A 12,851-nucleotide genomic window follows, 5' to 3' on the forward strand; every position below is an offset into this window, starting at 1 on the left:
AATGATGGGATTACAAGCAATAATTGACCAGCAATTAAAAAAATATAAAAAATGGGATTTTTTGGTTTTCATGTTATTAACACTTTTGTCGGTACTCAATGGGCAAACTACAGTGTTTTACTTGATGTATTTTTTCTGGTGGAATGAACTGATACGATTAATAGTTGATCGATTGTATTTTAAAAAAAATCCAAATGCAATAAATGAAGATTGGCAATCAACCGGTTTTATGGGCGGTTTATTTTCGATGGGTATTTATTGGGTTTTCTTGATTGTTTTTTTTGGTTTTATTGCTGTATCAGACAACAGAGAAATCATCCTAACCAATATGGAAATTGTTTTTTTTCAAAATTGGTTTTTCAATCTCAATTTGATTTTTGTTTTATTCGAAAGGATTTACTTGCATCAGAAACAACAACCATTAACCATTTATTTTGGAGCCTTTAATCCGAATATGATAGTACTTCATGTTTCAATAATTGTGGGAGGTTTAATACTATTTTTTTTGGTCAAACGATTTCCAGAGACTTTTACACCTGAAAACCAGTGGGGCTCAGTCGTTATTGTATTTCCTTTTTTGTTATTAAAAATGCTTAATCAAAAACTTTCATCTGACAATCATAATTTAAAATAATACTATCATAAAAATAGAATCATGAAAAAAAATTACTACTTATTTTTTACATTACTTTTAGTATCAATCAATGTAACAATTGCCCAAGACTACATCCCTTATTATCCTACAGAATGGGAGTTTAGAAATCAAGTGGATGTCATTGATTTTTCACAAGTTAAAAGTTTGACAACTAAAGAAATTGCAGTTGATGAAAACGAAGAATTTCCCATTTTAGAAATCTATTTACAGTGGAACAATACGTATCAATTAACGGATTATCAATTTGTCAATTTCAACAACAGTTATGCCGATTTTGATATAGCTTTTTATTATGTTGACGCTAATTCTAGACAACTAAAGTCGGTAAAAATAACCAATCCCAATACTTTAAAAACCCTTGAAGATTGGCACTATACTTATGGTGCTTTTGATGTAGAGAAAATTAAAGTAAGTCGTTATTTATTAAATGTAACCCAACCTGATGTTTTTGAAGTACTTTATGAAGGCAACGATGATGATTACACACAAGAAACAGTATATAATCCTCAGAAGAAAAAAATAAAACAAACGAAGCATTGGTATAAATCAAATACTGAAGGAAATACAGTTCATATTACTGAACGATACATTGATGATATACTTGATCAAACCGATAGTATTGTATTAAATAGCAATGGAAAAAAACTAATAAAGACTATTACAAACTTTGGAATAAGTAGCGTTACCAAATATCACTACAAAACCCGAAAAGTAGATGTTTTTGGAGATGAATTTGACTACCAAGATTTAGATAAAATCCAAGTAGATGGTCAAGACAAAGAGCGTTTTGAATACACCTTTGATGCAAAAGGCAACTGGATAGAACGTAAAAACTACAAAATGAAAAATGGAAAATGGGAATGTAACACCATTACCAGAAGAACTATTGAATACCGTAACTAAAACTACAGTCAATGAAATTTAAAGTAACTATTTTACTGCTATTAGTTGGTTTTTTTGTGAATGCACAAAATTACCACCATATTTCACCACCCAAATCCTATTGGCAATCGTATGGTTTTCAAAAACAACCCGATCATGCTAAAATTGCCTATTACAAAAGTGACAGTTTAGGCTACGAACCTGTAATGGCGGAAGTGTATTCATTCAATAAAGAAGGTCATATTATTCAAAAATATACCCGGATTTATGGAAAGTTTGCGAGCGAAACAACCAAAAATTATGTATATAAAAACGGTGTTTTAGATAGCATCAATACCATAGCTTCAGCCGAAAATTTCAATAGTTCACAAAAAATGCACTACGATGCCAAGGGAAATTTAATTAAAATCACATCAACAGGAAAATACGCAACCTATACAGATACTTTCACCTATGATGAAGGTGGCATGTTACAAACCATGACAAGAAGAAATGCAACAGGTACTAAAGTATTCTTAGAGTTTATTCATAAATATAATTATATAAAAGAAACAACTACTGAAAAATCAGATCGTATTATTGAAAGTTGTTATATGTATGAAGGCGATGATATATTTGCGAGTTTTACCATTTCCAAAAAACAAAGAATTACGTTTTATGATAATGTTCGAAGAATAGAATATGAAATTGAAGATGTAGAGAAACCTTTTGAATATGCTTTAAAATTGCGAACTGCTTATAGAAGAAATAACAATGCTTTATCGGAAACTTTTCAAAAAACTGCAAGTAAAATTGTGTTTGATATTCCTGCGGAAGCTCGTAATGAACAAGGCGATTGGATCAAAAGAATTCAGTTTGACAGAAGGTTTGGTTCCCAAAAGCGTATGGTTTTTCAGTACCTAAAATATGCAGATGGTACCGAGAGTGGTAGCACCAATTTTGATTTGATTTTTGATATGAAAGTGAAACATTATAAATAATAATGCTATGAAAAAATGTGTATTAACAGTTATATTTTCTATCTTTTTAGTGCTTAATGTATTTGGGCAAGAATTCATTATGGACAACACCAAGCTGTTTGGTAGTGAAGTTTTTGGTACTTACAATTATTTTGAGAGTAAACGCATTGATTATTATCAATATCTTAGAAAGCCCTACAACGTAAAAAGTAAAGGAAAACCAGCTAAAAAGAATAGAACTTACGAAAGACTAGATTTTACTATTAACAGTGTAGCATTATACAGTAAAAATGTTAAGTATAAAGAAAAAGCAGACAAAGAAAGTTTTCCTAATTGCAAGATGTATTATGCTTCCAATGACCAATTGTACTACGATTACAATCCAGAAAGAGAAGATATTTATGAGAATCCTATCTTTCATGAAAACGGTAAACTTTGGAATGTTTTATTAAAAGACGAGGAAGACCCAGAAGTTGAGCGCTTTGTAGTTTGGGACAAAGATGGGAATACCATTATGGACAAAGCCTATTTGCCGAAAATGGAAACACATCAGTGGGTTAGTCATCCTAAATATGGTTCTGGATTAGTTGATTATATTCCAGCTAAGAAACCCTCTTTTTACCCCTCGGATAGTTATTTGAATTTCCCCACCGAGCGAGAACAACTTATGGATTGGAGGAGTGATAATAAAGCGTATTATTATGGATACAACCATTTAGGCACTTTCATGAATAATGTTTTTGGGTACTCTATAACTGGTTTTTTGCTACCTACAGCTTTTAAATTAGGCAATGGATCAGTAGTGTTTTTAGAAGACGAAGTAAATAAAAAGAACTATTGGGCAGTAATACTCGACCAAGAAATAAAATTTACAATTGAAGCGAAAGCTACAGAAAAACCAAACATTGTAGAATTAAACGAACAAACTGATGTTGAGGTTTATAAACCACATTTGGCAAAAATGGTTAGTAAGAATATCAAAACATTAAATGGTTATGGTATTAACCTTATTCCTCAAGACAATATAAAAGCAGGAGACGGAATTTTTATGGAAGTTGGCTTTTTTAAAAATGGAAAATTACACGGAATTGGATACAGAACGAAAATGTTCACAATAAAGGATAGATATGGAGATTTATTAACAATTGATGCTTGTTATGGAATGTTTGAAAATGGGCAACCTAAAAATGTAAAATACATTAAAGCAAATAATGAAAAAACAGATAAAAACTTTTGGGACGCTATTCCTTTTGATGGATTTAACTATGTAGGTGAAAAATCAAAGGATTTATTTTCTGGATTTTCAAATATTAAACTTACTCAACTAAAAACATCGGATGAAATTTATATAGAAAAAATCAACAGAGTTGCTAAAATCAAAAGCATTAATCCCCAAGATAATTCTATTACCGTTTTCACAGATAACCCAAATATCTTCACAAAATTAGATAAAAATAGTGGCCCAATATATGTAAATGAAACCTTTCGAGCTAATGATTATGCTTCTTGTCCAAAAACAATAAAAGTCCCTGTTTATGCCGAAAAAAACGAAACTTATTTTGTACCCGCAGAATACAAAAGTAATTCCTATGTTGTTAAGGGAGTTTACTATGATAAGCATGTTACCACATCATCATACAAACCAGCCGAAGTAGCTTCAAAAAAAGTGCGATATATAGAAAAACATGTTGATAACGTTTGCCCAAGATGTAATGGTACAGGTTATGTTGTCAATGGAGAAACAAACAAAAATTATTGGAAGAACATTCAATTTTAAAATATGAAAAGATTAATTCTTACTTTACTCTTTACTCTTGCTACTCTAAATACTTTCTCTCAAAAAGTAGATTGGGTAAATGCACCTATGAATCCAATTCCAAATGGTGTGGATTTGAAATTTCATAATCTAAAAGGTGATGTGTTACAAGAAAGTATTCTCAACTATTTTACAAGAGATGGAAAATGGTTTTCTTATGAAGGTAACGAAGAAATTGCAAAGGACAATCAAGGCAGAGCAATTGTATTTAAAGATTACCAAGGCAATAGTTATAGCTATAAATATGATGAAAAAGGTAATTTAATTGAAAATAAATACAATGAAGCTCCTCCAGTAATTTATACTTACGATAATCTAAACAGAGTTGTAAAAGAAAGTTATAAAGACAATCAAAACAGAATCAGATCAAGTGAATATAGCTATGAAAAAAAAGGAGATCTTTTAATTGTAAAAGAAATTAAGATTGAAATTGGTGGTGAGAAAAACGAAAAAGAGACGCATTTTAGAAACGGAATAGAAGTATATGAAAAATTTAAAGGATACTCTGCTACAAAATTTGAATATCTATATGACGCTAAAGGCAATTGGATTTCTAAATCCTTTATTGATGCCGAAACTAATACCACAAAATTAAGTTCCTTTGATAATAAACCCATCAAACCTAGAACCCGAGATATTATTTATTATAGTGATTTTGACAAAGGGGTTAGTGCTTTTAGCGTTGTTTTAGAAGACATTACTAAAGGGAAAATTCCGAACACACCTCTATTAGCAAGACCACATATTAATGGTAAAGAGTTAAAAAAACAACTTCTTTTTTGTCGTCTTGGAAATGATTATGTGTTTTACATTCCTATATCAAAAAGCTACTATATCGCTCGAAACGCCTATGCAAATACGAATAAAGATGGTCAAAAATTACCTGTAGAAAAGCTAATTACTGAAGCTGAAAATATAATTGTCGCAAATAGTAAAAATGTAAGAGTTATTGAAAATGGAAAAACAACTGCAGATGGCAACGAATGGAAAACAATAAATTATACTAATGCATTGAGCAGTTATGTAAGTGTGAATCAAAAGAGCGGTCGTGCTTATGCTTTTGAAAATATGCCTCCTTTGTCCGATACAAGAACTGTGGCTGTAGCTGGAAAACAGATTGCTGGTTTATGGTATGTTCCTATATCCAATAAAAATGATGTGTATCTTTTTGAAAATGGAGTATATGTACAGGGAAAATATACTTTAATTGGATTCTTAGCAAACACATGCAGTCCAGTTATTCAGGTTGGAGAAGGAACAAAAAAATATTATGTTTTATCAGATTTTGATAAAGTAGTTGATAAAAAGTTTTTCAAAGCGCGTATATTCAACGCATCAACCGATAAAATAGAAGTACAAAAATCAAACACTGCTGCAGCAGCTACAACTGCAAAATCAGCCACAGCAAACAAAATTTCTACTGAAACTCAATTAACAGAAAAAGACACTTGTTTATCAGGCGACTGCATCAACACTTTTAGCAAAAAACGTTTTGCAAACGGAGAAGTTATTGAAGGTTTTTTTGAAAATGGAAAGATAAATGGTGTTGCTACGCATACCTTACCTAATGGCAATTATTACATTGGAAATTTTAAAGACGGAAATTATGACGGATACGGCATATATTCATGGAAAAGTGAAGGCGTGATCTATTACGGAACTTGGCAAAAAGGTTTACAAAACGGCTATGGATACCAACTTAAAAATAGCAAAGCAGTTGTGGCTGGATATTACACCAATGGTAAACTCACTAGAGATATGCTAACTTATGATTACACAAACAACATCTATAAAAGCAATTGTGCCGGAGATTGTGCCAATGGTTTTGGACAATACAAATACAGTGATAGAAGTTGGTACTATGGCTTTTTTCAAAACAGCAAACCACATTATTTAGGAATGTATAAAAATAACGATGGCGATTTGTATATGGGAGAATTTAAATCCAATAAAATGGAAGGCGTTGGAATGTTGGTTTATAAATCTAATGGTGAATCATATGTTGGTCAGTTTTCAAATAGCAACCTAAATGGTAAAGGCTATAAAACCGATAAAAGTTTTGTGATTACTCAAAAAGGAAATTGGGTCAATGGCGTCTTACGAAACGGTAACTTTACGATAGAAAAACCAAAACCTGTAAATACATCTAATAAAACACTTTCAACCGAAGCTAAGGCGTATTTTGATGTTTACAATTCCAATCCTGATGGTTTAAAACAACATTTGGCTAATCTTGACAAAAAGTGGAAAGCAAAAGCAATAACTGGAGATTTACTAGGGCAATTTTATGCTAGCCTAATTAACGAAATATATCAAGTAGCACCTTATGCTTCCTTCGAGTTCATGATGAAAATGGACAAAGACGCTACCAAAGATACCTTACCAAAACTTCAAACAGAGGTAAGAGATTATATTCGTGAAAAATCGAAAGAGCGTATTCAAAAATATACAAGATCAAATTAAAAAATGTTTTGTTAAAATTTTGAATTGATAAAATAGGTAAGCATAAAGTTTAAGCAAATGAAAAATCGTTTCCTCATTTTTATAGGGTTATTTACAATTTTTGTTTTTGGACAAAAACCAAACAATTCCCCTACAACCGAACTTTACGGCTATTACCAAAAAGAGCAAAATTTCAAAACAATTCATCCTAAAATTGAAGAATATGAAGCCTTAATGTTACGTCCTGGATTCCGATTTTTGAGAACTGCTGTAATTTCGGAACAAGATTATAAGTTAGTTTTTTCAAAAAAATACAAAGACGGATTCACACTAAAAATTCAAATTCATTACCAATTCATGGAATCCTATTTTAAAATAAAAATAGAAAAAATGGAAGTTATTTTAGCCAATGGCGATGTGATGCATTATACTGTAAATCTTTCTAATCCAACCATTAAAAATCAATATGAAAAGATGTACCAATGGTTTGTGATGGAATTAATCAAAAAAATAAACCCACTGAAGACATTTACTAAGGAAGAATTTCAACAAGCAATAAACAACAACGATAAACTATAGAAAATGAAATGTAAAACAGTATTTTCAATCATCATATTTTTTGCTTTTGTTGGAAGTAAGGGACAATCGTTACCTAATATTACTTACCAAGATTATGGCTTTAAGAAGCAGGTGACACATGTAGAACAAGTCTTCTACAGTTTTGAAGGAGATAGTATTGAAAAAGTAGAAAAAGTTATTCATCGTTTTAACTCTGACGGAAAAATCAGTGCTTTCGAAAACCAGAGTTTCCTTGATGATAGTTGGGCAAAATCAAAAGCAGTATATAAAAATAATCGCTTACATCAAGAAATTTGGGAACACAGCAATCCGTATTTAAACCGAAAATATTCATATAGTTACGACAATGAACATCGTATCATTGAGCAGAAAATTCGTTTTAAGGACAGAAGTAAAAGTCATGTCAAATTCCATTACAAAAACAAGCTGCTTTATGAAATTGAGGCTAATATAGACGGTACGCAATCCGTTACGGAGCGTTATTACAGCAAAAAAGAAAATTTATACAAAGAAATACATCGGCAAAAAGTACCTGGAGAAGGCGACATTATCACCAACTATTTCTATCTCGAAGAACGTGAAATTATATCTTACGTAGAACCGAAAAGCTATTTTTATGCAACGGCTTACCTTAAAGATGCGATGGGAAATGAGGCTTGCGAGATTAAGTTTAAGTTAATCGAAGACAGCACCGTTCAAGATAAACTTATGAAAGGCATTCAGCGCTTTGAAGAGGAAGCACCAACAGACAATTTGCCTTTTGGATTGAAACAGTATTCGGATCAAACTTTACAAGCTTATTTGAAAAATAAAGACGAGATCATACCATTCTATATGAAGTTGTTTTTAAGAGATGAACACAACAATATTGTTGCAGAAGCAGAAGTAGATGTAAAGACTAAAACCATCGTAGGTGTTGGTTTTTTTAAAATTGAATATGCTGATGGAAAAATCACTGGTACAACTGACTTTCGCCATAAAAAGCTACATATATTTGAAGCACTTTTACAACAATATTTACCTTAAAACAGTAAGAGTATGAAAACGATAATTTCAAAAATAAGAATCACAGCATTTTTGCTGATGACAATTATCTTATCTCAAAAAGTCTTTGCCAATGCTGCGCAGCCTGGAATTTGGAATGCTGGTGGAACAGTTTATACCATGTTATACCCTGAAGACGCTAGCACTTTTAAAAAAGTACAAATGCAACAAGAGCACATTTATATTCAATTATATAAAGGTTTTGCGGTAGTAAAAGGAACGTATATTTTTAAAAATACGAGTAATGAAGTTCTAAAATTTAAAATGGGCTATCCGGTTAATGGTATTTATTCAGGAGGTGAAAATGATCTAAATCAAATTATATTAGATTCTTTAAGTCAGTTTAAAATAAAAGCAAATAATAGATGGTTACCATTATTCAATGAGAATCTTTCTGAATATAATGAAGATTACGATAATATTAATGCATTTAGTGATAATTGGAAAGTTTGGGAAATGCAATTTACACCCAATGAAATCCAAAAGGTAGCAGTGTATTTTATCGTCAATACAAACGAAGCTATAGTTCGAAAAGGATATAACATTGAAAAAAGAAATGCTTTTATTTACTTATTAGAAAGTGGAAGTGTTTGGAAAGATAACATCGAAAAAGGTAATTTTTATATCCAATTGATGGAAGGTTTAACTCCAAAAGAGGTACAAGGTATTTCTGATGGATTTGGTTTTAAATTCAATACTTTGCATCAAATTTTTTCTGGAGAAAAACACAATTTTTCACCTACACCAAAAGACAATCTCATCGTTAACTATTCAAAATACAATGAAAATTTTTCTTTTGAAAAAAAGGTAGATCAAGCTAACGAATGGTTTACTAAAATTGATCAAATGAGTCAATTACCGTTTGAAACACTAATTTTTTCGGATATAGAATTGGGTAATCCTTATAAAGTAGAAAATACTCTAGAAGGTGCTTTACCTGGATTACTTACCCTTTTTGTGATTTTCGCACCTTTTATAATTGGATTGATTTTAGTTAGTATTCTCATTTGGGCAATTGTAAAATGGATTCGATTAAAAAAAAAGTAATCATCATGGAAAATAATATTTTAGCTTTAGCGCTATTTTTTTTAGTTCTTATTGGACTTTTATATTTGATAGTTTGTTTATTTAGAAACTATTTTATAGCCTATTCAAATTTGTATTCACATCCAAATGAAAAACATATAGAGCTGCAGAATCAATTCAATTTACATAAAAGAAATCAGGAAGTTGTAGTCTTTGAAGATGAAATCAACTACATTATAAATAATAGAATAAAAGAGTTGGATTTGCTTTTTCCGAATGAAGCTTCAGAAAAAACAAAGGAAATAGAAGCAACATTATTTTTACAAAATACTAAGAAAGCAATATACACTTCTTTATATCTTTTAAAAAGGAAACAATAAGAAGAAAATACTTATAATAATTTTAATAAATTTATACGGATTTATTATGAAATAGAAATATATTTTTATGAGATTAAATAATATTATAGTAATAATAGGCCTAATGTTGTTATCATTAACTACTTCAGCCCAAAAATTATCATTAGTAGATAGTATTACGAAATTGGTAAACAATAAGAAAGATTACAATCAAAAAATTGATTTCCTTCAGAAAAATATAAAAGAAATCTATGCCACTAAATTTGATGAAACCATTGCATTAGCGCAACTTGGATACAATCTCGCGAATGAAAAAAATGACAACATAAATAAAGGTGATTTTTTACGGACCATTGGTTTGTCATTAGGTAAAAAAGGAAATATAGACAGTGCTTCAGTATATTACTATCGCGCTTTACAGGTTTTAGAGCCAACTAAAAACACGGAAAAGTTAGGGTTATTGTACGACGATATGGCTCGTATGTATCGTAAACTTCGTCAACCTAATCGAGCATTAGAATTTTATGAAAAAGCATTACAATTATATGAAAAAGAAAAAAATCTAGAAGGTATTGCTCGAATCAATAATGAAAGTGGTGTCGTTTTTCGAGACGAAGGAGATTATGCAGAAGCAAATAAACGGTTTGAAAAATCTTTACGAATTCAACAAGAAAGGAAAGACAGCGTAGGAATTGGATATGCACTTGAGTTTTTAGGATACAATCAACTATTAATCAAAGACTATAAAAAATCAGAAAACTACTTGTTAGAAGCGCTAAAAATTCGAGAAAAATTAAATGATGATTTTGCTAGGATGTTGAATTATACAGCACTTGGAGAATATTACAAAGAAATTAAAGAATTTAAGGTTTCTAATAATTACTTTCTTAAAAGTAATGCAGTGGCTAAGAAGATCAACTTTTTGGACATTCAAAAATACAATTACGAACAAATCACTGACAACTATCAAGCACAAGGAAATTATGAAAAAGCATTTGAAAGTTTGAAAAATTTCAATGTCTTAAACGATAGTTTGTATACCGCACAAAAACTTAAAGATGTAGAAGAAATTGCCACTAAATACGAAACATCTGAAAAAGAGAAAAAAATTGCTGAAAAAGAGCTAGCACTTAAAATTCGTAATCAATGGATATTCGGACTTATCGCATTGGCAATTATCATAGGTTTAATAGGCTTTATACTCTATAAACAGCAAGTTCTTAAAAACATCCAACAACAAAAAGATAATGAATTGCAATTAGCCTTAGAAAAAATCGAAAGCCAAACTAAATTGCAAGAACAGCGGCTAGCCATATCAAGAGATTTACATGATAATATTGGAGCGCAACTTTCCTTTATAGTCTCTGCAATTGATACTATTAAATATTACATTTCAGACAGTAACGAATCTGTAACTCATAAATTAAATAGTATTGGAACATTTGCTAAAGAAACCATACAAGAACTGCGAGATACGATTTGGGCTATGAATAAAACAACGATAAGCATAAAAGATTTAAAAAGTCGTATTGCGAACTTTATGGAAAAGGCAAAATTATCGCATCAAAACATTCAGATTTCCCTAAAAACAGATCCTTCAATTGATGATAATCATTTATTTACGGGACTGCAAGGGTTGAATATATTTCGCATCATTCAAGAAGCTACAAATAATGCGGTAAAATATGCCGAAGCAACCGAAATCAAAATATACATAAGCCAAACTATTGTTGGAATCCAGTTTGAGATAGCCGACAATGGAAAAGGATTTGTAGAAGAAGAAATTGAAGCAGGTAACGGACTTTTAAACATGCGAAAACGAGCTTTGGAGTTAGGTAATGAACTTAGCTTAAAATCAGAAAAAGAAAAAGGAACAAGAATCACATTTGAGGTTTAAATCATAATGAAATGATTACTATTTAAAAACATTGGATTATAAGACTTAAACCCATAAAAGAGTTATGAAAACAAAAATAGCTGTAATAGACGATAATAATTTTCTTATCAAGAGTGTAAAAGACAAACTTTCCTTTTTTGATGAAATAACCATTGCTTTTACTGCTAATAATGGTCTAGAGTGTTTGGAAAAATTAGCAGAGAATCGCATGATTGATCTTATTCTAATGGATATTGAAATGCCAAAATTAAATGGGATAGAAACTACTGCTTTGGTCAAACAAAAATATCCACAAATTAAAATTATTGTACTCACCGTTTTTGACGATGACGAAAACATTTTCAATGCTATCCAAGCTGGAGCTGATGGGTATTTACTTAAAGATACCGATCCTAAAGCACTTTATGATGCCATTATACAAACGAGAGAGGGCGGGGCAGTAATGACGCCTTCCATTGCACTCAAAACGCTTAATCTTCTTCGTTCTCCTTTAGAAGAGAAAATTGAAAATGAGGAAGATACTGTTACTCTTACCAACCGTGAAATTGAAGTTCTAGAGCAATTGGCAACTGGACTTCCTTATACTTCAATTGCAGAAAACTTAATTGTTTCTCCTTCCACAGTGAGAAGGCATATTGAAAACATTTATCATAAACTGCAAGTACACTCTAAAACCGAAGCTTTAGCTTTAGCAAGGAAAAAACGATTGATTTAGTTTTTTTCTAAACCTTTTATTGCTTAGGATTGAAATACAAGTATTGACCTAAAACAATTAAAATAAATTAGCGCATATAATTTAACATTAATTACAGTTTTTCTGTAAATACAGTTAAATGTAAAATATTCCTATTTTTTAAAAAATGGGCAGACTATTTTTGCCGCAGAAAAAATAAAAGTCTTTTAACCAATCTTTTAGCTTTTTTACTACTCTATAGAGTAGAGAAATTCAAAAAGTACGTATTTATACGTAACAAAAAGTATAAAAAATACGTATAAATACGTATTGACCCATATAGGTAAGAAGACCTAGTTTTGTTCTCGAGTAAAAAATTACATGCTATTCTTATGATAAAAAAAATCCTCATTCTTTGGGTTTGCCTTTCTTTTGGCAAGCTCATTTACTTATGCCCAAGACATCCTTTGGGAAAAAACCTACGGAGGCAAACATGCCGAATTTTTGTACGATGCAATT

General features: G+C 30.7%; 11 protein-coding genes. All 11 read left to right on the forward strand.

Annotated elements, in window-relative coordinates; translation table 11 throughout:
• Nucleotide 1 precedes the first annotated feature (1 nt).
• The 11 genes from NHF47_RS06855 to NHF47_RS06905 all read left to right on the forward strand — a co-directional run bounded on the left by NHF47_RS06855 (nt 2) and on the right by NHF47_RS06905 (nt 12,374).
• On the forward strand, nt 2-634 hold the full coding sequence (locus NHF47_RS06855) for a hypothetical protein (RefSeq protein ID WP_252764224.1): 633 nt from the start codon (nt 2-4) through the stop codon (nt 632-634).
• A gap of 21 nt (nt 635-655) precedes the next feature.
• On the forward strand, nt 656-1,558 hold the full coding sequence (locus tag NHF47_RS06860) for a hypothetical protein (protein WP_252764225.1): 903 nt from the start codon (nt 656-658) through the stop codon (nt 1,556-1,558).
• Between the two features lie 11 nt (nt 1,559-1,569).
• Nucleotides 1,570-2,517 (forward strand): RHS repeat domain-containing protein, encoded by a 948-nt coding sequence (locus tag NHF47_RS06865; RefSeq protein WP_252764226.1) that lies wholly within the window; start codon nt 1,570-1,572, stop codon nt 2,515-2,517.
• A 7-nt stretch (nt 2,518-2,524) separates the two neighbouring features.
• A complete protein-coding gene (locus NHF47_RS06870) occupies nt 2,525-4,273 on the forward strand; it encodes a hypothetical protein (RefSeq protein WP_252764227.1) in 1,749 nt (582 codons plus the stop codon).
• A 3-nt stretch (nt 4,274-4,276) separates the two neighbouring features.
• Entirely contained in the window at nt 4,277-6,775 is a 2,499-nt protein-coding gene (locus NHF47_RS06875) for an MORN repeat-containing protein (protein ID WP_252764228.1), read from the forward strand.
• A 57-nt stretch (nt 6,776-6,832) separates the two neighbouring features.
• Complete coding sequence (locus tag NHF47_RS06880) at nt 6,833-7,333, forward strand: hypothetical protein (protein WP_252764229.1); 501 nt, start codon at nt 6,833-6,835, stop codon at nt 7,331-7,333.
• Between the two features lie 3 nt (nt 7,334-7,336).
• A complete protein-coding gene (locus NHF47_RS06885) occupies nt 7,337-8,359 on the forward strand; it encodes a hypothetical protein (protein WP_252764230.1) in 1,023 nt (340 codons plus the stop codon).
• A gap of 12 nt (nt 8,360-8,371) precedes the next feature.
• Nucleotides 8,372-9,424: a hypothetical protein gene (locus NHF47_RS06890; protein WP_252764231.1), complete on the forward strand. Its 1,053-nt coding sequence runs from the start codon at nt 8,372-8,374 to the stop codon at nt 9,422-9,424.
• 5 nt (nt 9,425-9,429) lie between these two features.
• Nucleotides 9,430-9,783 carry a hypothetical protein gene (locus NHF47_RS06895; RefSeq protein ID WP_140997568.1) on the forward strand — a complete coding sequence of 118 codons (354 nt, stop codon included), beginning with the start codon at nt 9,430-9,432 and terminating at the stop codon, nt 9,781-9,783.
• A gap of 67 nt (nt 9,784-9,850) precedes the next feature.
• A complete protein-coding gene (locus NHF47_RS06900) occupies nt 9,851-11,659 on the forward strand; it encodes a sensor histidine kinase (protein WP_252764232.1) in 1,809 nt (602 codons plus the stop codon).
• 64 nt (nt 11,660-11,723) lie between these two features.
• A complete protein-coding gene (locus tag NHF47_RS06905) occupies nt 11,724-12,374 on the forward strand; it encodes a response regulator transcription factor (RefSeq protein WP_252764233.1) in 651 nt (216 codons plus the stop codon).
• Nucleotides 12,375-12,851 lie beyond the last annotated feature (477 nt).

Source organism: Flavobacterium sp. NRK F7, assembly GCF_024054195.1.
Classification (GTDB): domain Bacteria; phylum Bacteroidota; class Bacteroidia; order Flavobacteriales; family Flavobacteriaceae; genus Flavobacterium.